Raw genomic sequence first — 25,478 nt, forward strand, 5'->3', positions numbered from 1 at the left:
AGTCCCATGAAGTCATTACTCGACCTGTTCAAGCAATTCACGCCCGATGAGCATTTCGATGCCATCAGCATCCGCATGGCTTCGCCCGAGAAGATCCGTTCGTGGTCCTTCGGCGAAGTGAAGAAGCCCGAGACGATCAACTACCGCACCTTCAAGCCCGAACGCGACGGCCTGTTCTGCGCCAAGATCTTCGGGCCCATCAAGGACTACGAATGCCTGTGCGGCAAGTACAAGCGCCTCAAGCACCGCGGTGTCATCTGCGAGAAGTGCGGCGTTGAAGTCACGCAGACCAAGGTGCGTCGCGAGCGCATGGGTCACATCGACCTGGCCGCGCCCTGCGCCCACATCTGGTTCCTGAAGTCGCTGCCGTCGCGTCTGGGTCTGGTGCTCGACATGACGCTGCGCGACATCGAACGCGTGCTGTACTTCGAAGCCTACGTGGTGACCGACCCCGGCATGACCCCGCTGAAGAAGTTCAGCATCATGTCCGAGGACGACTACGACACGAAGCGCAAGGAATTCGGCGACGAATTCGTCGCCAAGATGGGCGCCGAAGGCATCAAGGACCTGCTGGAAGGCATCGAGCTGGACAGCGAGATCGAGCGCCTGCGCGGCGACCTGACCGGCTCCGAAGTCAAGGTCAAGAAGAACTCCAAGCGCCTCAAGGTGCTGGAAGCCTTCCGCAAGTCGGGCATCAAGCCCCAGTGGATGGTGCTCGAAGTGCTGCCCGTGCTGCCGCCGGACCTGCGTCCGCTGGTGCCGCTGGACGGTGGCCGCTTCGCCACGTCGGACCTGAACGACCTGTACCGCCGCGTCATCAACCGCAATTCGCGTCTGCGTCGCCTGCTGGAGCTCAAGGCCCCGGAAATCATCGCGCGCAACGAAAAGCGGATGCTGCAGGAAGCGGTCGATTCGTTGCTGGACAACGGCCGTCGCGGCAAGGCCATGACGGGCGCCAACAAGCGCGCACTGAAGTCGCTGGCCGACATGATCAAGGGCAAGGGCGGTCGCTTCCGTCAGAACTTGCTGGGCAAGCGCGTGGACTACTCGGGCCGTTCGGTCATCGTGGTGGGCCCGACGCTCAAGCTGCACCAGTGCGGCCTGCCCAAGCTGATGGCGCTCGAGCTCTTCAAGCCCTTCATCTTCTCGCGCCTCGAAGCCATGGGCATCGCGACGACGATCAAGGCCGCCAAGAAGGAAGTCGAATCCGGCACGCCGGTCGTGTGGGACATCCTGGAAGAGGTCATCAAGGAACACCCGGTGATGCTCAACCGTGCGCCGACGCTGCACCGTCTGGGCATCCAGGCCTTCGAACCCATCCTGATCGAAGGCAAGGCGATCCAGCTGCACCCGCTCGTCTGCGCGGCGTTCAACGCCGACTTCGACGGCGACCAGATGGCCGTCCACGTGCCGCTGTCGGTGGAAGCGCAGATGGAAGCCCGCACGCTGATGCTGGCCTCCAACAACGTGCTGTTCCCGGCGTCGGGCGAACCGTCGATCGTGCCGTCGCAGGACGTGGTGCTGGGTCTGTACTACACGACCCGCGACCGCATCAACGGCAAGGGCGAGGGCCTGATCTTCTCCGACATCGGTGAGGTCCAGCGTGCACTCGACGCCAACGAGGTCGAGCTGACCGCCAAGGTCGCCGTGCGCATCACGGAGTACACCAAGGACAAGGAAACCGGCGAATTCACGCCGTCGACTGCCCTGGTGGACACGACCGTGGGCCGCGCGCTGCTGTCCGAGATCCTGCCGAAGGGCCTGCCGTTCTCGAACATCAACAAGGCGCTCAAGAAGAAGGAAATCTCCAAGCTCATCAACGTCTCGTTCCGCAAGTGCGGTCTGAAAGAGACCGTGGTGTTCGCCGACAAGCTGCTGCAGAACGGTTTCCGTCTCGCGACGAAGGCCGGTATCTCGATTGCCATCGACGACATGCTGGTGCCCGCCGAGAAGCACGGCATCATCGAGCGTTCGGCCAAGGAAGTGAAGGAGATCGAACAGCAGTACGTCTCCGGTCTCGTGACCTCCGGCGAGCGCTACAACAAGGTGGTGGACATCTGGGGCAAGGCCGGCGACGAAGTGTCGAAGGTCATGATGTCCAAGCTGTCGAAGGAACGGGTCATCGATCGCCACGGCAAGGACGTCGAGCAGGAGTCCTTCAACTCGATCTACATGATGGCCGACTCGGGTGCACGCGGTTCTGCCGCGCAGATCCGTCAGGTCGCCGGCATGCGGGGCCTGATGGCCAAGCCCGACGGCTCGATCATCGAGACGCCCATCACCGCGAACTTCCGCGAAGGTCTGAACGTGCTGGAGTACTTCATCTCCACCCACGGTGCCCGTAAGGGTCTGGCCGACACCGCGCTGAAGACCGCGAACTCGGGTTACCTGACGCGTCGTCTGGTCGACGTGACGCAGGATCTGGTCGTGATCGAGCAGGACTGCGGCACGCACGGCGGCTACGTGATGCGCGCCATCGTCGAAGGCGGTGAAGTCATCGAATCGCTGCGCGACCGTATCCTCGGCCGTTCCGCTGCCGACGACGTGCTGCACCCCGAAACCCAGGCCGTGCTGCTCGCGGCCGGCGAGATGTTCGACGAAGACAACATCGAGATGCTCGAGGCCCAGGGCGTCGACGAGGTCAAGGTGCGTACCGCGCTCACGTGCGAGACGCGCTTCGGCATCTGCGCGACCTGCTACGGCCGCGACCTGGGCCGTGGCGGCCTGATCAACATCGGCGAAGCCGTCGGTGTGATCGCTGCCCAGTCGATCGGTGAACCCGGTACGCAGCTGACGATGCGGACCTTCCACATCGGTGGTGCGGCGTCGCGTGCGGCGATCGCCTCCAGCGTGGAAGCCAAGTCGAACGGTTCGATCGGTTTCAACGCCACGATGCGCTACGTGACGAACAGCAAGAACGAGCTGGTCGTGATCTCGCGTTCGGGTGAAATCATCATTCACGACGAACATGGTCGCGAGCGCGAACGCCACAAGGTGCCGTACGGCGCCATCCTGGCGGTGAAGGCCGACCAGCAGGTCAAGGCCGGCTTCATCCTCGCCAACTGGGACCCGCTGACGCGTCCCATCATCACCGAGTTCGCTGGCAAGACGCAGTTCGAGAACGTCGAGGAAGGCCTCACGGTCGCCAAGCAGGTGGACGAGGTCACCGGTCTGTCGACCCTGGTCGTGATCGATCCGAAGCGCCGCGGCGCTGCCAAGGTCGTGCGTCCGCAGGTCAAGCTGATCGACGCCTCCGGCGCTGAGGTGAAGATCCCCGGCACCGACCACTCGGTGACGATCGGCTTCCCGATCGGCGCACTGGTGCAGATCCGCGACGGCCAGGACGTGGGCCCCGGCGAAGTGCTGGCCCGCATCCCGGTCGAAGGCCAGAAGACGCGCGACATCACCGGCGGTCTGCCGCGTGTGGCCGAACTCTTCGAAGCCCGCTCGCCGAAGGACAAGGGCATGCTGGCCGAGATGACCGGTACCGTGTCGTTCGGCAAGGAGACCAAGGGCAAGCTGCGCCTGCAGATCACCGACCCCGAAGGCGGCGTCTACGAAGAGCTCGTGCCGAAGGAAAAGAACATCCTGGTGCACGAAGGCCAGGTGGTGAACAAGGGCGAGTCCGTGGTCGACGGCCCGGCGGATCCGCAGGACATCCTGCGCCTGCTGGGTTCGGAAGAACTGGCGCGCTACATCGTGGACGAGGTGCAGGACGTGTACCGCCTGCAGGGTGTGAAGATCAACGACAAGCACATCGAGGTGATCGTTCGCCAGATGCTGCGCCGCGTCGTGGTCGACAACATCGGCGACACGAACTACATCTCGGGCGAACAGGTCGAACGCAGCGAAATGCTCAACACCAACGACGCCCTGCGCGCCGAAGGCAAGATCCCCGCGACGTTCACCAACCTGCTGCTCGGTATCACGAAGGCATCGCTCTCGACCGACTCGTTCATCTCCGCGGCGTCCTTCCAGGAAACGACGCGCGTGCTGACCGAAGCCGCGATCATGGGCAAGCGCGACGAGCTGCGCGGCCTGAAGGAAAACGTGATCGTGGGTCGTCTGATCCCGGCCGGCACCGGCATGGCGTACCACCAGGCACGCCGCGCGAAGGACCAGATGGACGAGGCCGAGCGCCGCGCCATCGCCGAGTCCGAAGCCGCCGAACTGGCCGGCAACGGCTCGGACGATGCGAGCACCGTCGATGCCAGCGAAGGTGCTGCGACCGAGTAACCGGTCGCTGATCCACAGGCCATGACCGGCCCCCAGACGCCCCCTGTCCGTTCGCGGACCGGGGGCGTTTTTATGGTTCTGTTCCCCGTGGCGCGCATGCGGCGCCCCGGGGTGTGGCAGGTGGACGCGCCGTGATGGACCGTCTGCCGCCGGAGCTGCCGTGGTGGATCGCCGCGGCCGTGCTTCTTTTTTGGTTTGTGGGTGCTTACAACCGGCTAGTGCGCCTGCGCTCGGCCGCCCTGCAGGCCTACGTCACGCTCGACGCCGCCCTGGCGCGCCAGCTGGAATTCGTCCAGGCGCGCGCGCTGGCCGCCGACGACGCCGTCTTCGGTCGCGGCCCGATCGTGCAACTGCACGCCACCGCCCTCCAGCTGACCACGCTGCTGGGCGCGACACGGCAGCGCCCGCTCGACCCCGAGCGCATGGCCGCGCTGGCCACGGCGCTGCACGTCATGCTGGCCGCCTGGCAGCGGCTCTTTCCCGACGAGGTCGTCAGCTTCGACGCCGACGGCATGCTGTCCAGGCCGGTCCCGCTGGGCGGTGTCGTGACCGACGCCTCGCCCGCGCCCAGCCCCGGCGCGATCGCCTGGCCGGAGCCTTCGGCGGCCGCTGAGATCGCACGCGGCCAGTTCAACCAGGCGGTCCGCCAGTACAACGCGGCGGTCGGCCAGATTCCGGCCGTGCTGGTGGCATGGGTGATGCAACTGAGACGGGCGGCCGAACTGATCTGACGCACCGGCCAATCCTCGGCTTCTTTCACCCCGCGGCGTCCACGGACGCCGTTGTTACCATCCATCGCTTGTCAGACCTCTCCGAATCCTCCCTCTCGCCGCCGCTCTGGCGCCAGTTGCAGCTCACCGCCCAGGCGCTGGCTGCGATCCGTTCCGGCACCTCCGGCAGCGTCGCCTTCGAGGCCATCGAGCCGGCGATGCGGCCGGGCGTGCAATCGCTCGGCTTCCAGGTGCTGCGCCGCCTCGGCCGGGCGGAAGCGCTGCGCCGTCATCTGGCCAAGCGCACGCCGCCGCCGCCGGCCGACGCGCTGCTGTGCACGGCCCTGGCGCTCGCCTGGGAGGCCGAGTCCTCACCCTACGAGCCCTTCACGCTGGTCGACCAGGCCGTGGAAGCCGCCAAGCGCAACCCGGTCACGCGGGCGCAGGCCAGCTTTATCAACGCCTGCCTGCGCCGCTTCCTGCGCGAGCGGGATGCGCTGGTCACGGCCACCGAAAAGGAGCCGGTTGCGCAGTGGAACCATCCCCGCTGGTGGATCGAGCGCCTGCGGCGCGACCACCCGCGCGAATGGCAGCGCGTGCTGGCCGCCGACAACCAGCAGGCGCCCATGACGCTGCGGGTCAACCGCCGCAAGGGCTCCGTCGCGTCGTACCTGCTTGCGCTCAAGCACGTCGGGCTGGACGGCCATGCGGTGGGCGCCGACGGCGTGCAGTTGCATCAGGCGCGGCCGGTGCAGCAGCTCCCGGGCTTCGCGGACGGCGAGGTGTCGGTGCAGGACGCGGCGGCCCAGCTCGCGGCGCCCCTGCTGCTCGACGGCCTCGCCGCGCCGGCTGCCGGTGCGCCGCTGCGGGTGCTCGACGCCTGCGCCGCCCCCGGCGGCAAGACGGCGCATCTGCTCGAACACGCCGGCGACATGCCGATCGAGGTGACCGCCCTGGAGGTCGACGCCCAGCGCAGTCGCCGCATCGGCGAGACCCTGGCCCGGCTCGGCCTCGAGGCGCGGGTGGTCGTGGCCGACGCCGGCCGTCCGGCCGAGTGGTGGGACGGCCAACTCTTCGATGCCATCCTGCTCGACGCGCCGTGCACCGCCTCCGGCATCGTCCGCCGCCATCCCGACGTGCGCTGGCTGCGCCGCGAAAGCGATACCGCGCAGCTGGCGCTCCAGCAGGCGATGCTGCTCGCGGCGCTGTGGCCGCTGCTGAAGCCGGGCGGTCGACTGCTCTATTGCACATGCTCGGTGTTCCGGGAAGAAGGTGCGCACCAGATCGATGCGTTCCTTGCGCACAACACCGACGCCCGATTCAAGCCGTCGCCCGGCCATTTGCTCCCCCAAAACGGCGGGAATGCCCGTGGCGTCCCAGACAATGACCTGGGTGATCACGACGGTTTCTTCTACGCCTTGCTTGAAAAGCACGCACGCTGACCCGCGTCGCGGGGGGGAGCGTGGCGGTGCGGCGTCGCCCTGGATGGCGCTGCTGCTCCTGGGCCTCGTGCTTTGGTTGGGCGTGGTGTGGCCCGTGGCGGCGCAGTCGCGTGGCGCCTCCGTCACCCAGATGCGCCTGGAAAACGGCGATGACGGCGTCTATCTCAGCGCCACCGTCCAGTTCGAGCTGCCAACCCTGGTCGAGGACGTGCTCGACAAGGGCATCGCCCTGCATTTCGTCGCCGAGGCCGAGCTCTACCGCGAGCGCTGGTACTGGACCGACCGCAAGGTGGCGCAGGTCAGCCGCTACATGCGCCTGGCCTACCAGCCCTTGACCCGCCGCTGGCGGCTCAACGTGGCGCCGGTGCCCATCACCGGCAACGCCGGCTTCGGCGTGTCGCTCAACCAGAACTTCGACAGCCTCGACGAGGCGCTGGACGCCGTCAAGCGCATCGGGCGCCTGCGCCTGGGCGATGTGGCCGAGATCGGCGAAGACGGCCAGCACCCGGTCGTCTTCCGCTTCCGGCTCGACACCACGCAGTTGCCGCGCCCGTTCCAGATCGGCATGGTCGGCCAGTCCGAGTGGGACATCGCCACCGAGCGCAGCGTGCGCCTGGCCGTGGAGAAGCCGCGGTGAGCACCCAGCCGCGCGACACCCCGGCTTCCCAGGCTGCGCGCCGCGCCAAGGCGGTTCGCTGGGCGGTCGGCGTGATCGCCGCGCTGGTCACCGCCGTCGGCCTGGTGCTGATGTTCCTGCTGGCGCTGTCGACCAACAACCGCACGCTGTACGAGGAGAACTACGCGCGGCTCTTCGGCATCAACGTCGTCGTGGCCGTGCTGCTGTCGCTGGTGCTCGCCTGGGTGATCTTCCGGCTGCTGCGGCGGCTGCGGCAGGGCAAATTCGGCAGCCGGCTGCTGATCAAGCTCGCGGCCATCTTCGCGCTGGTTGGCGTGGTGCCGGGCGTGCTGGTGTACTTCGTGTCGTACCAGTTCGTGTCCCGCTCGATCGAGAGCTGGTTCGACGTCAAGGTCGAAGGCGCGCTCGACGCCGGCCTCAACCTGGGCCGCGCGACGCTCGACTCGCTTTCCGCCGACCTGATGAACAAGACCCGGGGGGCCAGCAACCAGCTGGCCGATGTGCCGGACACCAGCGCCGGCTTGGTGTTGGAGCGCATCCGCGACCAGCTGGGCGCCACCGACGTGGTGCTCTGGACTGGCGCCGGCCAGTTGATCGCCGGCGCCGGTGCCTCGCGCTTCCAGCTCAACCCCGAGCGGCCCACGCCCCAGCAGTTCCGGCAGGCGCGGGCCGACCGGGCGGTGGCGCACATCGAGGGCCTCGACGAGACGCCGGCCGCGCAGGGCGCGCAGCCGCCCGCGTCGGTGCGGGCCCTGGCGCTGGTGCAGCGCCCCGGTTTCGAATTCAACACCGAGCCGCGCTTCCTCCAGGTGGTGCAGCCGTTGCCGCCCGCGGTCGTGGCCAACGCCCTGGCGGTGCAGGAGGCCAACCGCGAGTACCAGGAGCGCTCGCTCGCGCGCGACGGGCTGCGCCGCATGTACATCGGCACGCTCACGCTGTGCCTGTTCCTTGCGGTGTTCGGTGCCGTGCTGCTCGCCGTGCTCTTCGGCAACGGGTTGGCCCGCCCGCTGCTGGTGCTGGCCGACGGCGTGCGCCAGGTGGCCGCCGGCGACCTGCGCCCGACCGCCGTGCTGCAGGGCAAGGACGAACTGGGGGGGCTGACGCGTTCGTTCGCGGTCATGACGCAGCAGCTGGCCGATGCGCGCGCCGCGGTCGAGAAGACCGTGGGCGAGCTCGACGCCGCGCGTGGCAACCTGCAGACCATCCTCGACAACCTGACTTCGGGGGTGATCGTGCTCGACGACACCGGTCGCGTGCTCTCGACCAATCCGGGCGCCACACGCGTGCTGCGCGCGCCCCTGGCGGCCTACGAAGGACAGCCCTTCGCCGACGTGCCTGGTCTGGCCACCTTCGCGCAGAGTGTGCAGCAGCAGTTCGACGACTTCGAGGTCGAGCGCGCCCAGCACGGCCTCGACCACTGGCAGCACGCCTTCGAACTGAACGCCGGCAATTCAGGCATGTCGCAGGATGCGATCAGCATCGTCGCGCGTGGCGCCGAACTGCCGGGCGCCGCGCGGCTGCTGGTGTTCGACGACATCTCCGAGATCGTCTCGGCGCAGCGCGCGCAGGCCTGGGGCGAGGTCGCGCGCCGGCTGGCCCACGAGATCAAGAACCCCCTCACCCCGATCCAGCTGTCGGCCGAGCGCCTCGAGATGAAGTTGTCCGGCAAGGTGCCGGCGCCCGAGCAGGCCATCCTCACCAAGTCGGTCAAGACCATCGTCGACCAGGTCGACGCGATGAAGCGGCTGGTCAACGAATTCCGCGACTATGCCCGGCTGCCGGCGGCCGACCTCAAGCCGGTCGACCTCAATGGGCTGGTGACCGACGTGCTCCAGCTCTACGGCCACGAGAACGCTCCGAACGCGCTGCACTGCGAACTCGACCCGCGCTGCCCGCCGATCCGTGGCGATGCCCAGCAGATCCGCCAGGTGATCCACAACCTGCTGCAGAACGCGCAAGACGCCGCGGAGGCCACCGCCGCCCAGGGGCGCCACGGCGAGGTCGTGGTACGTACACGCCTGGGTGATTCGGGTCGGCGCGTGCGCCTGACCGTGCAGGACAGCGGACCCGGCTTCGCCGAGAACATCCTCAAGCGCGCCTTCGAGCCTTACGTCACCACCAAGAGCAAGGGCACCGGCCTGGGCCTTGCGGTGGTCAAGAAGATCGCCGACGAGCACGGGGCGCGCATCGAGCTTTCGAACCGCATCGTGGATGGGGCTGTGGCAGGCGCGCAAGTCTCGTTATCATTCGCGCTGGCCGGCGAACCGCAGGTAGCGCTCGCTCACACCGACGATTCGAAGCCATCCACCGCCTGAGCCCTGCGCCGCGCGAGGATGGTCCGTCCGACGGACACGTCTCACCCCGCACAACGCAGCAGCAAAAAAAGACTCATGGCAAATATCCTCGTGGTCGACGACGAGCTGGGCATCCGGGACCTGCTCTTCGAAATTCTCAATGACGAAGGCCACCACGTGGAACTCGCCGAGAACGCCGCCGAAGCGCGGGCCGCCCGGCAGCGCGCGCGGCCCGACCTCGTGCTGCTCGACATCTGGATGCCCGACACCGACGGCGTGACGTTGTTGAAGGAATGGTCCACCGCCGGCCTGCTGAGCATGCCTGTCGTCATGATGAGCGGTCACGCCACCATCGACACGGCCGTCGACGCCACCCGCATCGGTGCCTTCGCCTTTCTCGAGAAACCCATCACCATGCAGAAGCTGCTCAAGGCGGTGGAGCAGGGTCTGGCGCGCGAGACCGCACGCCGCGCGGCGGCCAGTGTCGTGCCCGCCACGAGCGGCATGTCGGCGGTCGTCACCACCATCGGCGACGCATCGCTGGTGCAACCGATGGCGGCAGTGGCGGCCGTGGTCGACAGCGGCCCGCAGTCGCGCCAGAGCTTTGACCTCGACCGTCCGCTGCGCGATGCGCGCGACGGCTTCGAGAAGGCGTACTTCGAATTCCATCTCGCGATGGAGAACGGGTCCATGACCCGCGTGGCGGAGAAGACCGGCCTCGAGCGAACCCATCTCTACAGAAAACTCAAGCAGTTGGGCGTGGACCTTTCCAGAGGCCGCCGAAGCGCTGTATAATCGCAGGCTGCACACCATGGCCCGGTAGCTCAGTTGGTAGAGCAGCGGATTGAAAATCCGCGTGTCGGTGGTTCGATTCCGCCCCAGGCCACCATCTTTCTTTCTCAAGCGGTTCCGCTGAAGCTCAAGGTCCTTGCAAATCAAGGACTTAGCCTGAAAAGGCGGCTCAGACGGTGTCGCCAAATCCCACCAAGTCCCGCATTTGCGTGTACCCACGCCGGTACCCCAGACTGTGTTTCATCAACAGTCTTTTTCTGGGTACCAAAATGGGACGTCTCAACGACCTGAAGATCAAGTCCGCGAAGCCGCGCGACAAGGAATACTTGCTGGCTGACGGGGAGGGCCTCTACCTTCGCGTGCGGCCCACCGGCAAGGCATGGGCCTTTCGATATCGGAGCGGTACAGAGGAGGTGAAGCTCAGCCTCGGCGCCTACCCCGCGGTGCCGCTGGCCGAAGCACGTACCAAGGCGCGGATTGAAGCCGGCAAGCTTGCCGCCGGGATCGACGTGCGCCTGGCCCGGCGTGAGCAGGACGAGAAGCGCCGCGTCCAGCGCCTCAACACTTTCGAGCTGCTGGCGCGAGCCTGGCATGCACAGGCGCAAAAGGACCGTCAGTGGTCGTCCGGCTACGCGCAAAAGGTTCTGCGCCACCTCGAAGTCCACGTCTTCCCCTGGCTGGGGGGCTTGCCCATGCCCTCCATCCTTCCGACGGAGGCGGTTCGCTGCCTGCACCGGATCAAGGACCGCGGGACGCTCGAAACGGCACTGCGGGTGCGCGAAGCCATGATCCATGTGTTTCAGTACGCGGTGGACGTTGGCGCGCTTGAGCCGGCGGCGAACTTCATGAACAGCCGCACAGGGGGCCTGCCGCCGCCGCGCTCTCGGCACTATGCGGCCATCACGGATGCCGGCCAACTCGCGCAGCTTCTGCGTGACATCCAAGCCTACAACGGCAATATTCTCACGCGCATGGCGCTGCGGCTGATGCCCATGCTGTTCCAACGCCCTGGCCAGTTGCGCCTGTCGCACTGGGAGGACTTCGACCTGGATGCGGCCATGTGGCGTTGCCCGCCCGAGAAGATGAAGCTGCGAGAGTGGCAAAAGCGTGACGCGCGCACGCCGGCGCACCTGGTGCCGTTGCCGAAGCAAGCCGTGGCCATCCTTCGCGACATCCTGCCGCTGACGGGTCCAGAGGGGCCTGTGTTCCGCAGCATCTCGCGCCGTTCCGAAGCGAGCCGCTACATGAGCGACAACACCGTCAACGCGGCGCTGCGCACCATGGGCTACGACACCAAGGAGGACATCACGGGGCATGGCTTCCGGGCGACTGCCCGGACACTGATCCGTGAACTGCTCGGCTGGGATCGCGAGGTCATCGAGCGCCACCTGGCGCATGTGTCCGACGAGGAACTCGGGGGTAGCTATGACCGCGCCGTCTTTCTTGAGCAGCGTCGGGAAATGGCGCAGGCTTGGGCTGATCTGCTGGACGACCTGGAGGCTGGGCGCGAGGTCATGCCCATGCCGCGAGAAGTCCGCGCTGGTGCTACGGCTGCGCGCCAGCCCTCGGAAGCCCGTGGTCTGCAGCGGCTTGCGGTGGCGTAGGGGCGGTATAGCAGGCCGGGTCCTCGATCCAGCGTTGCAGCGCCTCTCTGGCCCAGCCAGAGGCCTTGCCACCCAAATGGACTGGGGCAGGGAACCGGCCCTCCGCGACGCGCCGGTAGATCGTGGACCGGCTCAGCGCCGTGATTCGCACCACGTCGCGCAGCCGGTAGTACGCCGGTTGGGCCTTGCTGGTCACCGGAGGCGGTGGAGGCGGGGGAAAGATCATGCAAACTCCATCAGACAAGAATGAGTGCAAGCATGCGTTTAATGGCGTTCCGTGTGAACCCAGCGCGTCGCAAGCCATCGCAGACAGGCGCAGGTCCCGTATTCAGTCGCGGATGGCGCCGAGCATTAGGAACATTTATGAATCTGTTTGAACCGGTCGTCGATGAGGGCAGACAACACCAGCACTTCAAAACAGTGCTGGCACCGGAACACGCAGCAAGCCGTCAGGTCGTGGAGGCCTGGGCGGATGGGTTTCCGAATCGAGACGGGAAGTTTGTCCAGGAATTTCAGCTCTCGTTCAACTCGCCCTTTTGGGAGATCTACCTTTACGCCGTTTTTCGCGAGTACGGTTTTGGCTTCGATTGGTCGCACGCGTCCCCTGACTTTGCACTGGCGCACCATGGGCAATTCTTTTGCGTGGAGGCGGTGACGGCGAATGCGGCTGATGGCAAGCCCAACGAATGGGATATCAGGTTTAACCCCGAGAAGCCGCTCGAGTTTGAACTCGACCTCGAAGCGCTGAACCGCGAAGCGATGGTGCGGCTGGCCAATGCGATCTACGGCAAGCACCGCAAGTACCTGAACTCCTATTCGAAACTCGGGCATGTTGCTGGCAAGCCGTTCGTGCTAGCCGTTGCCCCATTCGAGCAGCCGCGTTTCAATCACCAGTACAACCGGCCCATCAAGGCTGTGCTCTATGACCACTACGTGGATGAACCTGCGTACCAGAAGAATCCTGCAGCGTATCCAAATGGGCCGCCGAATAGGAATCTCGGTTTCGTCACTAAGGATAATGGAGCCGACATCGAACTGGGCGTGTTCAATGATGACCGCATGCGCCACATCAGCGCGGTGCTGTTCTCATGCACCGCAACCTATGGCAAGGTCGACGCTCTAGCGCCGCCGTCGGACGGGCGACGCACCATAGTTCAAACCATCTGGGGTTCAGAGCCGGACGGACGGCCCGTAATGCGTGCGGGCTATGCGGAGGAAACGGGCGAGACGCTCACCGACGGGTTGCAGATTTATCACAATCCGTATGCGCAGAATCCACTCGACCCCACAGTGTTCCGTCGGCGTGGAGTGGTGCAAAACTATTTGGATGAGCAGGCTGGTCGGTGGGTCGAGGAGGAGTTGACCCGCAGTTTGTACTTCCGGTTCGCGGTGACAGTGGTGGGGCGCGACGACACCACCGATGCCACCGGCCCAAATGAACCTGAGTCCGCGGAGAACGAATCCCCTCCGCCCCTTGGTGATCAGGAGCCCGCAATAGATTGACGCATAGCCTTGAAAGCACGATCGCGTGCCATGAAAGCTGCCAACATGTGCGGAACAAGTGCAACTGCATCAACCTTCTCGCCGTATGTCTGCGAATGTTGTGCGGCATAGCGATCGAGCATGATCTGCAGATCCCTAGGCACGGTTATCGTGAGCTTCACCGTCGTTGACTTGGGTAATGGACCGAGGCGAAGTTTGGCTGCGCTCATTGCGATGAACCTCTCTGAAAGAACAATGGTTGATAGGGTCGAAGCACCAGGTCTTTGCTCACCATCACTCGCATGGGAAAGCCAGGCCGGATCGTCAATGTTGGCTGAATACTGACGTTGCGTTTTGTGATCTCCTGCCCGACTTGGTTAACTGTGTCCTGGGCACTCTCACGTCCGGCGATGACGATTCGGTTCCCATCGGTGCGGCTCTCCGGCGCTGCCAGCTCGGCACCGATGCCCAGCAGTGTGGACAGCGCAGCGCCAGCCAGGATGCGGTCCCAATGCCAATCGACACCATCTTCAAGCCCGGCGTAGCCTGCAGGATCGATGCCGGGCAGGCGATCCAGTGCCACCGACGACGTGTCGGGCAGGATCAGCCTGGTCCATACCAGCAGGACGCGCCGCTGTCCGAAGGTCACTTGGCTGTCGTAGCGGCCGATCAGTCGCGAACCCTGCGGAATCAGCAGATGACGCCCTGTGGCAGTGTCGTAGACCGCTTCGGACACATTGGCAATGACCTGGCCAGGCAGGTCAGAGTTGATGCCGGTCACCAGCGCCGCCGGGATGATCGTGCCTGCCATCACCTGGTAGGGCGACAACGGCAACTGCAAGCTGCCGGGATTGAGCGTCGCTGCGTCACCCACCTTGGCGACGAACGCCTCCTTCTGATCCTGCCGGTTCTGCACCGCCGTTGGATCAGGGTGCTGCGCTGCGGTGGCAGTGGTCCCCATCGGGTTGAACGGCTGATTGCCTGAAGCCAGTGCCGGAGGATCAACGACGGTCTGCGCGGCGCTCGGCTTCGGTCCGCCGCTGCTTGCACCGCTTCGGAAAAACACTGAAGACCGCGCTGCTTCTTCGGCCGCCAGACGCTCGGCCTGGGCCGGATCGACGCCGCCGCCCGGCGGGCGCGTCTCCATCGGCTGCTGCGCTTTGACGATGGCAGGTCCCAAGTCTCCGGGCAGCGGCTCGCCCAGCACTGGCGGCCCTTGCTTCACAGCCGGCGGAATCCCGGCATAGTCCTTGGGGAGCTGGTCCAGGTTCTCGGCGCGAGAGACGCGATCGACGTTGAACAGCTCGGTGGCCAGATTGCGCTCGCGCTTGTTCGGCTGCAGCGACCACAGGGTGCCGCCGAGCACGGCAGCGGCCAGGACGCCGGCACCGACGGCCAGCATGCGGCGGTTCAGGCGCGTGACGGGGCGCGGCGAAGCGCGCAAGGCCACGGATTCGGGTTCGACCTTCGGGGCTGCGGCCGGCGCCGTATCGGGCATGTCGGACGTCGCCATGCTCAGTTCCTCCGGTTTGCGCCTGTTCCAGCGCCCGCACTGACACCATCGGTGCGCTCGATGCGCACCACCTGCGCCTTGTCGCCGCCCAGCCGCAGTTCGGCCGCGCCGAACAGGCGGTCCACCACGTAGTACGGCGAACGGAAGCGGTAGTTCACCAGTTGCCCATCGCCTTGCGGCCCGATCACGAATAGCGGCGGCAACTCACCTTGGGTGATGCCGCCTGGGAACTGGATGTAGACGCGCTCGCCATCGTCGAAGGCGCGCAGCGGCTTCCACGGCGGACTGTCGCCACTGACGGCGTAGCGAAATCTGATCTGCTCGAGCGTCATGCCGGTTTCCACCGGCGCGCTGGCCTGGGCTTGCTGCGCCTGCTTCTGCAGGGCCTGCATCCGGTCCTTCGGGTAGTCCCAGGACACAGAGGCCATCCAGGCCTGCGGCGTCGACGAGAGTTCGAGCAGGTAGGTGCGACGGTTCGTCGTCACCACCAGGTTGGTCTTCAAGCCAATGCGCGTGGGCTTGACCAGGATGTTCACGCGCAGCGTCACACCTGACCCGCTGGCTGTATCCCCCACGATCCAGCGCACCGTGTCGCCGGCCGAAACCGTCACCAGCTCCTCGCCCTGCTGCAGGGCAATGACGGTGACGCGTCCCGGACTGGTGTAGACCTGATACAGCGCGCCGTCAGCGTAGGGCCAGACCTGGATCGCATTGACATAGCCCTCGCGCGTCGGTGCGATGCGGGCCTCCAGGTTGGCACGGGAAACGCGGAGCTTTTCGTCCGCGGGTTCCGGTGTCAGCTTCGCGTCGGACTCGCTTGGCAGCGCTTTCATCTGCTCGGGCAGCGGCAAGGGCTTCGGCATCTCAACCACTTCGATGGGCTTCGGTGGATCCGGTAGCGGCTGCGCGGCAACGGCAACGGGCTCGTCCAGCGAGATCGTGGGCGGGGCCTTGCCCTGCGTGGCGCAGCCAGCGAGGACCAGCAAGATCAATGGCAGTACGGATTTACGGAGATGCGTGTTCACGGCTTTGTTCCTTTCATTGCATCGGTGGATTCGAGTTCACGGCTCCAGGACAGCCCGTTGACATAGATGCCCAGTGGGTTCTTGCGCAGCCGCTGCTCGGTGCGCGGCGGCTGCAGCACGACGGCCAGCACGGCCGTCCAGCGCTCCATGCCAGAGGGCGAGCCGTTCGCGAAGCTGCGCTCGATCCAGCGCACCTGGAAAGACGTGTCGCTGGCTCGCACAACGCTCGTCACCTCCACGGCCACCGAGCTTTGCCCAATGCGCGAGAACGGATCGTTCGCTCGCGCGTAGTCGTTCAAGGTGGCCGCTCCACGGTCCGTCGTGTACTCGTAGGCCTCGAGCCAGTTCTGCCGCACCACGATCGGGTCGATAGACAGCGAACGCACGTCGGTGACGAAGCGCGCCAAGTGGTGCGCGATCTGCGCGTCGTTGGGCTTGTAGGGCGTGGCCGCCTCGCCCACAGCACGCACCTGACCGGCGTTGTCCACCTCGACGACGAATGGCGTCACGATGGACTGGGCCGAACGCCACACGAGGCCGCCGGCCATCAGCAGCGCGAGGGACAGGCAACCGAAAGCCATCAGCCTCCAGTTCTTCGCCTGAACGCGCGCGCTGCCGATGCGCTGGTCCCAGACCTGCGCGGCGGCCTGGTAGGGGGTGACGGGTTCGGGCGTCGCCGAGTACCGCACCTGGGGTCGTTTGAACCGCATCTGGATCTCCTATGAATTTGAGTCAGGTATTCGAGCTGTCATGCAGGCTCGGGCTGGCGCCACTTCCTCCGGCATCGCCCGAACGCAACGTGTGCGCAGCCGTCGTCGCCGCATGCGTCATCTGCTGTTTGCGGCGCATCTGCTTGGCCCACGCGGGCTCAGCAGTTGGCGCATGGGCTTCGGACCCATCGGCCGCGGGCTTGGCAGCGGCAGGCGCAGCCGCATCGGCAACGAAGCTCGCCACCCCGTCTTTGACGGCTCTGGCGCCGGACGCGACGCGCTGGCCCACGGCGCTGGTACCACTGCGCGCGACGTTGGCAAGGCCTGCACCGGCCGCGCGCATGCCGCTGGCGCCCGATGCTGCAGCGCCGGCTTGGTAGGCGGATTTCGCCCCGCTGGCCACGGCCGTTGCAGAGCGCGCGGCGCTTGCGCCGCCGCCGATGGCTGATCGCGCGGCACCCGGCGCCATGCGAGCGCCAGCGGCCACCGCAGAACCCGCACCTGCCACAGCAGCACCGCCGGCCACGGCCAAGCCGGCGGCACCCAGCGCCGTCCCCGCCGCCGCACCCGCTCCGAGCTGGGGTGCGCCAGACACCAGACCCGTCGCAATGCCCGGCCCGAAGATCCCCAGACCCAGCATCGCCAGCGCGGCCAGCATGATGACCAGCGCATGGTCGATGGAGGGCTCGGCGCCCGGCGGCACTGTGAACTCGGCGAACAGGCCTGTGCCGATGCCCACGATCACGGCCAGCACCAGCACCTTGATGCCCGAAGACACCACGTTGCCCAGCACCCGTTCGGCCAGGAACGCCGTCTTGTTCCAGAGCGCGAACGGCACGAGCACGAAGCCTGCGAGCGTGGTCAGCTTGAACTCGATCAGCGTCACGAACAGCTGCACCGCGAGCACGAAGAAGCTCACGATCAGCACCAGCCAGGCCAGGAACAGCACGGTGATGACATCGAGGTTCGCGAGCACCTCCGGAAAGCCCGTCAGGTCGCTGATCTGCTTCATGATCGGCGCGCCGGCCTCCACGCCCACGCGCGCCAGCCGGCCCGGCTGCAGCAACTGGCCCTGGGTCATCGACGAGCCCGACGCCACCAGCCCCAGTCCGGCGAACGACCGGAACACGATCCCCGACAAGCTGTTGAAGTTATTCAGGATGAAGGCGAAGGCGCCGACGTACAGCACCTTCTTGATCAGCTTGCCGATCACGTCGTCGCCACTGCCGCCGCTGGCGTTGCTCATCGCCCAGAAGAGGCCTGCCAGCGTCATGTCTATCGCGACCAGCGTGGCTGTCAGGAACCCCACCTCGCCGCCCAGCAGGCCGAAGCCCGAGTCGATGTAGCGCGAGAAGACGTCCAGGAAGCGGTCGATGACCGACAGGTCGTTCATCGGTCAGTCCTTGGGCGCCGATGGAGGCACGGGAGACGGTGCTGCGGGCGCCGATGCCGCGGGCGGAGAGAACGCTGCCGGCGGCGGGGATGTGGTCGAAGAGGGCGGCGTGTACTTCGGCCCGTCGCTGCCAAAGAACCGCTGGCGCGTTGCCTCTGCCACCGCGTTGCACTGGGCATCGCCGACCTTGGCGTGGTCAACCTTGCATTGCGCGCGCAGTTCCTTCAGGCGCTCGGGATTGGCCATCAGCGACTCGACGGACTCGATGGGCGCGGGCTTGCTGCAGGCAGCAACCAACACCGCTGCGACAGCGGCCAGGATCATGATCAGAAGCTGTCTCATGGCCGCCCCTCAGTTGCTGTAGAAGTTGACCGTGTAGGGCGTGTACGTCGTGCCGTCGCCCTGGAAACGCCGGCGCACCTCGCGTGCGCGCTCCTGCACCGCGACCTGCCGCGCCTGCTCCAGCGCCGTCGCACGATCCTGCGTGATCTGGAGCTGCTGCGCCTGCATCGCCTGGCGCGATTGCAGGGCCAGCAACTGGTTCGTCGCTTGCATTGCCTGCAGGGCCCCGGCGGCCGACTGGCTGCGGTTCACCAGGTCGGTCAGGGTCCGCTCGTCGGACGTGAAGCTCTGCACTGCCTGGGACTGCACCTTGGCCGCGGTGCGCAGCGCTTCGAGGGAGTTGGTCCAGCGCGTGCGCGCGTCGGTCGCCATCTGCGTGCCCGAGATCGCCGCCGAATAAGACTCGGGGTACAGCCGACGGAAATCCGTCTCCATCTGCGCAACGTTGAAGGCCAGGCCCTGGCCCTGCTGGATCAACTGGTTCGTCGCCGATAGGGCTGCGCGCAGCTCATTGAGCGCGCTGAAATCCAGGCTGGTCAGATTGCGTGCCTGATTCATCAGCGATTGCGCCTGGTTCTGCAACTGTTTGATCTGGTTGTTGATCTGCTCAAGCGTGTTGGCGGCCGTCATGATGTTCTGCGCCAGATTGGTGGGATCGATCACGACCCACTGCGCATGCGCGGCGGGAGCAATGGCGATCAGCGACGCCGCAGCGGCGGCGAGAAGCTGCTTCTTCATGGTGAGTTCTCCTGAAGTGACGAAGGAATGAATGGAAACGATGGGATGAGGTCAGCGGCCCAATCGAGGTCGCGGTGGCGCAGCCAAGCTGCTGCGAAGCCCGAGGAAGTGGCGGCTGCGGACACGGCGTCGATGGCCCGTTGGTCTTCGGGTGTGGACGCTCCGGCAAACGCCAGCGCCACCGGCCCCAGTCCGAGGTCGAAAACCCGGTTGCCCAGCCGCGACTGGTAGTAGTAGTCGCGTTTGGGTTGCGCAGTCGCGACGATTTCCATCTGCCGCCCGTTGAGTCCGAAACCCTCGTAGATCACCCGAATCTGCGGCTCGGTCGCCTGCGGGTTCGGCAGGAAAATGCGGCTTGCGCAGCTCTCCACGATGGCCGGCGCAATCGTCGAATCCTTGATGTCCGCCAGCGACTGCGTGGCGAAGATCACCGAGACGTTCTTCTTGCGAAGCGTCTTGAGCCACTGACGGATGCGCGAGGCGAACACCGGGTCGTCCAGGAACAGCCAGGCCTCATCCAGGATCAGCAACGTAGGCGCGCCATCGAAGCGCTCGTCGAAGCGGGAAAACAGGTAGCCGAGCACCGCCAGCACTGCCGCCTTGCTGTGCATCAGCTCTTCCATCTCGAAGCCCTGCACGGATGAGGAGCCGAGTCGGTCCGTATCAGCATCGAGCAGTTTGCCGTGAGCGCCACCCAGCACGTAAGGCTGCAGAGCCTGCCGCAGTGCGTTGGACTGCAGCAGCACCGACAAGCCGGTCATGGTGCGCTGTTCGACGGGCGCGCTGGCCAGGCTGTTGAGCGCGGACCAGACAGCATCCTTCTCGGGCGGGCCGACGGCAATGCCTTCCTGCAACAGCCGGCCCTCGATCCACTCAGCCGCCCAGGTGCGATAGCCGTGCTGGTCGATGCGGGCTAGCGGCTGGAAAGCAATGGCTCCTTCAGCGCCCAGGTCATAGTGCTCTCCACCGAGCCCCAAGATTGTGGCCCGCATAGAGCGCCCCATGTCGAAGGCGAAGATGCGCGAGTCCGGGTAGCGGCGAAACTGCATCGCCAGCGTCGAGAGCAGCACCGACTTGCCCATGCCGGTTGGTCCGACGATCAGCGTGTGACCCACGTCGCCGATATGCGTGACCAGACGAAACGGCGTGGCTCCATCGGTTCGGGTGACGATCAACGGCGGGCCATCAAGATGCGCATTGCGCTCCGGACCGGCCCACACTGCCGACACCGGCATCATGTGCGCAAGGTTCAGCGTTGAAACAATCGGCTGTCGCACATTCGCATAGGCATGGCCCGGCACGGACGACAACCAGGCATCGACCGCGTTCAGGGTCTCGGGAATGGTGACAAAGCCGCGGCCCTGGATGGCTCGCTCCACGGCACGCAGCTTCTCGTCGGCCGCCGTGGCGTCGGCGTCGAGCACGGTCACTGTGGCCGTGACGTAGCCGAAGGCCACCTGGTCGCTACCCAGCTCCTGCAGCGCCGCGTCGGCATCCGATGCCTTGTTCGAGGCATCGGAATCCACCAGCGGGCTCTCCTGCTGGAAGATGGTCTCGCGCAGCAGTGCGACGATGTTCTTGCGCTTGGCGAACCATTGGCGGCGCAGGCGCCGCAACTCCTTCTCTGCTTCGGCCTTGTCCAGGCACAGGAATCGCGTGCTCCAGCGGTAGGCGAAGCCTAAGCGGTTCAGATCGTCGAGCAGGCCCGGCCAAGTGGAGGTCGGAAACCCGCGAATCGACAGCGCCCGCAGGTGCTGATTTCCGAGCATCGGCGCCAGACCGCCCACTAACGGTTCGTCGGCCAGCAGCGCGTCCAGATGCATGGCTACCTCGGGCACGGCCACCGCATGCCGGCGCGTGGACACGCAGCCATGCAGGTAGGTCAAGGTCTGCGCGTCGTCGAGCCATGAGATCTCCGGCATCACGCCGTCGAGCAGACCGAAGAGGCGTTCGGTCTCGGACACGAAGGTTTCGAGCCGCTCACGCCAATCCACGCCTTCGGACCGGTGGTTCTCATAGAGCATCCGGGCCGCGCGGGCCGTCGACTCCTCAGGCGGCAGGTACAGCAGCGTCACGTGGTAGCTGCTTTCGAAGTGGCTGGCGTCCTCCTCGAAAGCGGCACGGCGTTCTTCGTCAACCAGCCACGAGAGCGGCTCGGGAAAGCTCGAATCGGGATAGTCAGCCGCTTCGCGTCGCACGGCGTCGACGAACAAGGCCCAACCGGAGCCGAGACGCCGTAGCGCGTTGTTGAGCCGCGCCGACGTGGCGACCAACTCTCCTTGTGTCGCGCTGTCCAGGTCCGGCCCCCGGAACCGTGCCGTGCGCTGGAACGAGCCATCCTTGTTGAGCACGACGCCGGGCGCCACCATTCCGGCCCACGGTAACCAGTCGGCCAGCAACGCGGGGCGCTTGCGGTATTCGGTGAGATTCAACATCGTGACCTCACACGTCCAGCAACTGCCGGTGCTTGATGTGTCGCGCGAAGACCTGCATGAATTGCGGGTCCAGGCGAGCTCCCCAGACGGCGAGCGAATGTCCGATGACCCATAGCCCGAAGCCGGGAAGCCAGAGCTGCAGGCCCAAGCCGACTGCGGCGGCCAGCGTGCCGTTGGCGATCGCCACGGTGCGCGGTGCCCCACCCAGCAGGATCGGCTCGGTCAAAGACCGGTGCAGCGGCACCTCGAAGCCGGCCAGACTTCCGATGGTGGAGTTCATGCCAGCACCGCCCCGCCCGTGAAGCTGAAGAAGGTCAGGAAGAAACTGGACGCGGCGAAAGCGATCGACAGACCAAACACGATCTGGATCAATTTCCGGAAGCCGCCGCTGGTGTCGCCGAAGGCTAGGGCCAGGCCAGTCGAAATGATGACGATCACTGCAATGATCCGTGCCACCGGTCCCTGAATGGATTCGAGCACCGATTGCAGCGGTGCCTCCCAAGGCATGTTCGAGCCGGCCGCATGCGCGGGCAGCGCCACGGCGAGCAGCAGCGCCGCTGCGGCGGCAACGTAGAGAAGCGGTTTTGCGGAAACGCGTGAAGTCGTCATGAAGGATCTCCTGTGGAAGAAGGGTTGGAAGGAGGAAGCGACGGGAAGAAAGACAGCTCGGTATCGAGCTGGTAGCCGTGGCTGTCATGGCCGACGACGCGCGCGATCTCTCGCACGCGGCGCGAGCGGCCACGGCCGGCAATGAAGACGATGACGTTGACCGCCTCGGCAATCAGGGCGCGCGGGATGGTCACGCTGACCTCCTGCACCAGTTGCTCCAGCCGCGTGAGCGCGCCGTGCGCCGAGCCGGCATGCACGGTGGCAATGCCGCCGGGTGTCCAGTGCCCCAGGCCTTGAGCAGGTCCAGTGCTTCGGAGCCGCGCACCTCGCCGACGACAATGCGGTCCGGTCGCAGCCGCAAGGTGGCACGCACCAGGTCGGCCATGGTGCTCACGCCCGGCTCGGTGCGCATGCACACATGGTCGTCGCTGCGGCACTGGAGCTCCACCGTGTCTTCGAGGATCAGCACACGGTCGCGCGTCTCTGCGATCTCGTCGAGCAAGGCATTGGCCAGCGTGGTCTTGCCGGTGCTGGTGCCGCCCGCGATGACGACGTTCAGGCGCTCGCGCACCGCGCGGCGCAGGAACGCCGCCTGCTCCTCGGTCATCACGCCATCGGCCACGTAATGGGCCAGCGTCATGATGTGCAGCGCCCGCTTGCGGATCGCAAACGACGGCGCGCGCACGACGGGCGGCAGCACCCCAAGGAAGCGTTCACCAGTCTCAGGCAGCTCGGCCGACAGGATCGGTGCGCCCGGATGCACCTCGGTCCGCACGTGCGCGGCCACCAGCCGGATGATCCGTTCGGCCACTGCGGGCGGAATCGCTGCGCCGGTGGCCTCCCGGCCCGAGCCCAGCCGGTCCACCCAAAGCGAGCCGTCCGGGTTCAGCAGCACTTCGACGACTTCGGGGTCCTCCAACGCGGCCGCAATCTCCGGCCCCATGGCTGTGCGCAGCATGCGGATGCGCCGCTCCAACGAGGCGTCCATGCCGTTCGGATCAGGCAGGTTCACGAGGAACCTCCATGGCGTCGGCATCGGTCCCCGACTGGGCATCCGCCTGCGTCGGGTCAGCTGCAGCGGGTCCAATGTCCTCATGGACTTCGCGCACCAGGCTGCGCCCGCGCTGGATCTGGCGCGCGAGCTGTTCGATGAACTGCACGTAGCGGGCGCGCCCCTGCGCGCGAGCGGCCTCCTGCTGTCCCTCGGGAACAGGGATCGAGACCGTCAAGAAGTAGCGGACGTAGAGCGCCACCGTCTCGATCAGCACGTTCTGGTCGCGCTCCAGGCGGTCGAACTGGCGTGAAAGCTGGTCCAGGCGTTTGGCGATGGCGGCCTCACGCTGGTCCTCCCCATCGGGCGAGAGGAACGAAGCCAGCGCCGCAGCGATCACGGCGGACTTCGACACGCCCTTGTGCGTCGCGATCTGGTCCAGACGCTTCGCGTGCTCCGGCTCGATGAAGATGTTCAGCCGGGCGCGGGTCATAGCGCGATCCCGTCATCAGGGTCCAGTGCGACCAAACGCGCGGTGCGCATCAACTTCCGGTCCACGTCTTGCGGCCGCAGCGGCACGTCGTCTTCGTCATCAAGCACCAGCAGGCCCTCGCCGTCAGGCACCAAGGGCGCATCGGCGGTGAAATCCAGTTCGGGTTTGAGCTGGTGGCCACCCTCGTCGGCAAGACCGCCCGCATCGCCGCCAGAAGAAGTCGACAGTGCAGCCAGCGGTGGCAATCCGCTCCAGTCGTCAGGGCGCGTCGCGGGACGGTCCGCGTACGCGCCGGCAACCAGCACGGGCGCGGGCAGGACGCGCGTGGTGAAGTTCCGGTCCTGGTAGTACCGCAGCTTCTTCGCCTTGATCGGCGGATGGCCGGAGACCATCACGACCGCGTCGTCCTGCGGCAACTGCATCACCTCGCCAGGCGTGAGCAGAGGACGGGCCGTCTCCTGGCGCGACACCATGAGGTGGCCGAGCCATGGCGCGAGCCGGTGCCCGGCGTAGTTGCGCTGGGCGCGCAGCTCGGTCGCTGTGCCAAGCGCCTCGGAGATACGCTTGGCCGTGCGCTCATCGTTCGTCGCGAACGCGATGCGCACGTGGCAGTTGTCCAGGATGGAGTGGTTCTGGCCGTAGGCCTTGTCGATCTGGTTGAGCGACTGCGCGATCAGGAAGGCACGCAGGCCGTAGCCCGCCATGAAAGCCAGTGCGGATTCGAAGAAGTCCAGCCGCCCAAGCGCAGGGAACTCGTCCAGCATCAGCAGCAGCTTGTGCTTGCGTGCAATGCCGTCTGAGCCGTCCAGCGACTCCGTCAATCGCCGGCCGACCTGGTTGAGGATCAAGCGAATCAGCGGCTTGGTGCGGCTGATGTCCGAGGGCGGCACGACCAGGTAGAGCGAGACCGGATGGGCAGCCGAGATGAGGTCGGCGATCCGCCAGTCGCAGCGCGAGGTGACTTCGGCGACCGTGGGGTCACGGTACAGGCCCAGAAAACTCATCGCGGTGGATAGCACCCCCGAGCGCTCGTTGTCGCTCTTGTTCAGCACTTCACGTGCAGCCGAGGCGACGACGGGATGGACCTCTTCACCCAGATGCCCGGTGGTCATCATCCGGTGCAGCGTCATCTCGAATGGGCATGCCGGATCGGACAGGAAGTTGGCCACACCGCGCAGCGTCTTGTCCTCGCCGGCGTAGAGCACGTGCAAGATGGCACCGACCAGCAGGGCATGGCTGGTCTTCTCCCAGTGGTTGCGCCGCTCCAACGCGCCTTCAGGATCGACCAGAATGTCGGCGATGTTCTGCACATCTCGGACTTCGTACATGCCTCGCCGTACTTCGAGCAGCGGGTTGTACGCTGCAGACTTGGCGTCAGTCGGGTTGAATAGCAGGCAATGCGAAGACCGCGCGCGCCAGCCGGCAGTGAGGTTCCAGTTTTCGCCCTTGATGTCGTGGATCACTGCCGAGCCTGGCCAGGACAGCAGAGTCGGTACGACCAGGCCCACACCCTTGCCGGAACGCGTCGGAGCAAAGGCCATCACGTGCTCTGGACCCTCGTGGCGCAGGTATTTGGCGTCCCTGTGCGCGGTCTTGCCAAGGAACACACCGGCAGGCCGAGTCAAGCCGGTTTCGGCAATCTCCTCGTTCTCGGCCCATCGAGCGGAACCGTAGGTTGTGACGTGCTTGGCCAACCGTGAGCGCCAGATCGCCATGCCAATGGCCGCGCCCGTGGCCAGCAATCCGCTCGACGCGGCGATGACCCCGCCGCGCTCAAATACCTCGGGTGCATAGGCACCATAGAAATACCACCACTCGAAAAGCTTCCACGGCTGGTAAACCGGCGAATGCGAAACGCGGAACCAAGGTGGTCCAAGCCTGGCCTGATTGCCAAGCGCATGCGCCGTCCACTGCGTGCCAGTCCATAGGCCGGCGAGGGCGATACCCAGCACCACAACAATCTGTCCGAACAAAATACCGGTCGCACCCCGAGTCGGCATGGGCTACTCCTCCTTTGCGTCTGGATTCCAGC

General features: G+C 66.0%; 21 protein-coding genes, 1 tRNA gene and 1 pseudogene. 9 read left to right on the forward strand and 14 right to left on the reverse strand.

The features are described 5' to 3' along the window. Positions 1 to 6: 6 nt before the first annotated feature. The 8 genes from rpoC (at position 7) to QTH86_RS19990 (ending at position 11,715) form a co-directional block, all read left to right on the forward strand. The gene (rpoC, locus tag QTH86_RS19955; protein ID WP_286647967.1) at positions 7 to 4,236 is read left to right on the forward strand and encodes a DNA-directed RNA polymerase subunit beta'; all 4,230 of its coding nucleotides are present in this window, start codon (positions 7 to 9) and stop codon (positions 4,234 to 4,236) included. 134 nt (positions 4,237 to 4,370) lie between these two features. Further along, positions 4,371 to 4,967 (forward strand): lema family protein, encoded by a 597-nt coding sequence (locus QTH86_RS19960; protein ID WP_286647968.1) that lies wholly within the window; start codon positions 4,371 to 4,373, stop codon positions 4,965 to 4,967. A 68-nt stretch (positions 4,968 to 5,035) separates the two neighbouring features. Continuing rightward, the gene (gene rsmB, locus QTH86_RS19965; RefSeq protein WP_286647969.1) at positions 5,036 to 6,388 is read left to right on the forward strand and encodes a 16S rRNA (cytosine(967)-C(5))-methyltransferase RsmB; all 1,353 of its coding nucleotides are present in this window, start codon (positions 5,036 to 5,038) and stop codon (positions 6,386 to 6,388) included. Between the two features lie 43 nt (positions 6,389 to 6,431). Continuing rightward, the gene (locus QTH86_RS19970) at positions 6,432 to 7,025 is read left to right on the forward strand and encodes a DUF4390 domain-containing protein (protein ID WP_286647970.1); all 594 of its coding nucleotides are present in this window, start codon (positions 6,432 to 6,434) and stop codon (positions 7,023 to 7,025) included. After that, positions 7,022 to 9,340: a sensor histidine kinase gene (locus QTH86_RS19975; protein WP_286647971.1), complete on the forward strand. Its 2,319-nt coding sequence runs from the start codon at positions 7,022 to 7,024 to the stop codon at positions 9,338 to 9,340. The genes QTH86_RS19970 and QTH86_RS19975 overlap by 4 nt, the downstream gene beginning before the upstream one ends. A gap of 75 nt (positions 9,341 to 9,415) precedes the next feature. Beyond that, the gene (locus QTH86_RS19980; protein ID WP_286647972.1) at positions 9,416 to 10,114 is read left to right on the forward strand and encodes a response regulator; all 699 of its coding nucleotides are present in this window, start codon (positions 9,416 to 9,418) and stop codon (positions 10,112 to 10,114) included. An 18-nt stretch (positions 10,115 to 10,132) separates the two neighbouring features. After that, positions 10,133 to 10,208: transfer RNA gene (locus QTH86_RS19985), tRNA-Phe, on the forward strand. A 172-nt stretch (positions 10,209 to 10,380) separates the two neighbouring features. Continuing rightward, the gene (locus tag QTH86_RS19990; RefSeq protein ID WP_286624612.1) at positions 10,381 to 11,715 is read left to right on the forward strand and encodes a tyrosine-type recombinase/integrase; all 1,335 of its coding nucleotides are present in this window, start codon (positions 10,381 to 10,383) and stop codon (positions 11,713 to 11,715) included. Here the strand turns inward: QTH86_RS19990 and QTH86_RS19995 are convergent. After that, entirely contained in the window at positions 11,657 to 12,019 is a 363-nt protein-coding gene (locus QTH86_RS19995; protein ID WP_353505949.1) for a helix-turn-helix transcriptional regulator, read from the reverse strand. The genes QTH86_RS19990 and QTH86_RS19995 overlap by 59 nt on opposite strands. Before the next feature lie 59 nt (positions 12,020 to 12,078). Between QTH86_RS19995 and QTH86_RS20000 the strand changes: the two genes are divergently transcribed. Beyond that, complete coding sequence (locus tag QTH86_RS20000; RefSeq protein ID WP_286624616.1) at positions 12,079 to 13,218, forward strand: hypothetical protein; 1,140 nt, start codon at positions 12,079 to 12,081, stop codon at positions 13,216 to 13,218. Here QTH86_RS20000 and QTH86_RS20005 read toward each other — a convergent pair. The 13 genes and pseudogenes from QTH86_RS20005 to QTH86_RS20065 form a co-directional block, all read right to left on the reverse strand. Further along, positions 13,197 to 13,427 carry a DUF2274 domain-containing protein gene (locus QTH86_RS20005; RefSeq protein WP_286624617.1) on the reverse strand — a complete coding sequence of 77 codons (231 nt, stop codon included), beginning with the start codon at positions 13,425 to 13,427 and terminating at the stop codon, positions 13,197 to 13,199. The two genes, QTH86_RS20000 and QTH86_RS20005, sit on opposite strands and share 22 nt — an antisense overlap. Next, positions 13,424 to 14,710 carry a TraB/TrbI/VirB10 family type IV secretion system protein gene (locus QTH86_RS20010; protein WP_286624619.1) on the reverse strand — a complete coding sequence of 429 codons (1,287 nt, stop codon included), beginning with the start codon at positions 14,708 to 14,710 and terminating at the stop codon, positions 13,424 to 13,426. Before QTH86_RS20010 ends, QTH86_RS20005 begins: the two co-directional genes overlap by 4 nt. Before the next feature lie 2 nt (positions 14,711 to 14,712). Continuing rightward, positions 14,713 to 15,735 carry a P-type conjugative transfer protein TrbG gene (gene trbG / locus QTH86_RS20015; RefSeq protein WP_286539697.1) on the reverse strand — a complete coding sequence of 341 codons (1,023 nt, stop codon included), beginning with the start codon at positions 15,733 to 15,735 and terminating at the stop codon, positions 14,713 to 14,715. Further along, the gene (gene trbF / locus QTH86_RS20020) at positions 15,732 to 16,445 is read right to left on the reverse strand and encodes a conjugal transfer protein TrbF (protein WP_076196625.1); all 714 of its coding nucleotides are present in this window, start codon (positions 16,443 to 16,445) and stop codon (positions 15,732 to 15,734) included. The genes trbG and trbF overlap by 4 nt, the downstream gene beginning before the upstream one ends. A 22-nt stretch (positions 16,446 to 16,467) precedes the next feature. Beyond that, positions 16,468 to 17,838, reverse strand: a complete 1,371-nt coding sequence (gene trbL / locus QTH86_RS20025) for a P-type conjugative transfer protein TrbL (RefSeq protein ID WP_286647973.1) — start codon at positions 17,836 to 17,838, stop codon at positions 16,468 to 16,470. Between the two features lie 3 nt (positions 17,839 to 17,841). Continuing rightward, positions 17,842 to 18,180, reverse strand: coding sequence for an EexN family lipoprotein (locus QTH86_RS20030; protein WP_353505977.1), 339 nt, complete (start codon positions 18,178 to 18,180; stop codon positions 17,842 to 17,844). A 9-nt stretch (positions 18,181 to 18,189) separates the two neighbouring features. After that, complete coding sequence (gene trbJ / locus QTH86_RS20035; RefSeq protein WP_286647974.1) at positions 18,190 to 18,918, reverse strand: P-type conjugative transfer protein TrbJ; 729 nt, start codon at positions 18,916 to 18,918, stop codon at positions 18,190 to 18,192. After that, complete coding sequence (gene trbE, locus QTH86_RS20040) at positions 18,915 to 21,353, reverse strand: conjugal transfer protein TrbE (RefSeq protein WP_286647975.1); 2,439 nt, start codon at positions 21,351 to 21,353, stop codon at positions 18,915 to 18,917. The genes trbJ and trbE overlap by 4 nt, the downstream gene beginning before the upstream one ends. Positions 21,354 to 21,360: 7 nt before the next feature. Next, positions 21,361 to 21,633, reverse strand: coding sequence for a VirB3 family type IV secretion system protein (locus QTH86_RS20045; protein ID WP_076196635.1), 273 nt, complete (start codon positions 21,631 to 21,633; stop codon positions 21,361 to 21,363). Continuing rightward, a complete protein-coding gene (locus QTH86_RS20050) occupies positions 21,630 to 21,962 on the reverse strand; it encodes a TrbC/VirB2 family type IV secretion system protein (RefSeq protein ID WP_076196637.1) in 333 nt (110 codons plus the stop codon). Before QTH86_RS20050 ends, QTH86_RS20045 begins: the two co-directional genes overlap by 4 nt. Beyond that, a pseudogene (trbB, locus tag QTH86_RS20055) lies at positions 21,959 to 22,950 on the reverse strand (P-type conjugative transfer ATPase TrbB). Before trbB ends, QTH86_RS20050 begins: the two are co-directional and overlap by 4 nt. Before the next feature lie 10 nt (positions 22,951 to 22,960). Beyond that, positions 22,961 to 23,446 carry a CopG family transcriptional regulator gene (locus tag QTH86_RS20060; protein ID WP_286625023.1) on the reverse strand — a complete coding sequence of 162 codons (486 nt, stop codon included), beginning with the start codon at positions 23,444 to 23,446 and terminating at the stop codon, positions 22,961 to 22,963. Then, a complete protein-coding gene (locus tag QTH86_RS20065) occupies positions 23,443 to 25,446 on the reverse strand; it encodes a conjugal transfer protein TraG (protein WP_286625022.1) in 2,004 nt (667 codons plus the stop codon). Before QTH86_RS20065 ends, QTH86_RS20060 begins: the two co-directional genes overlap by 4 nt. Positions 25,447 to 25,478 lie beyond the last annotated feature (32 nt).

The sequence above is a fragment of the Variovorax sp. J2L1-78 genome (assembly GCF_030317205.1).
Lineage (GTDB): Bacteria > Pseudomonadota > Gammaproteobacteria > Burkholderiales > Burkholderiaceae_C > Variovorax > Variovorax arabinosiphilus.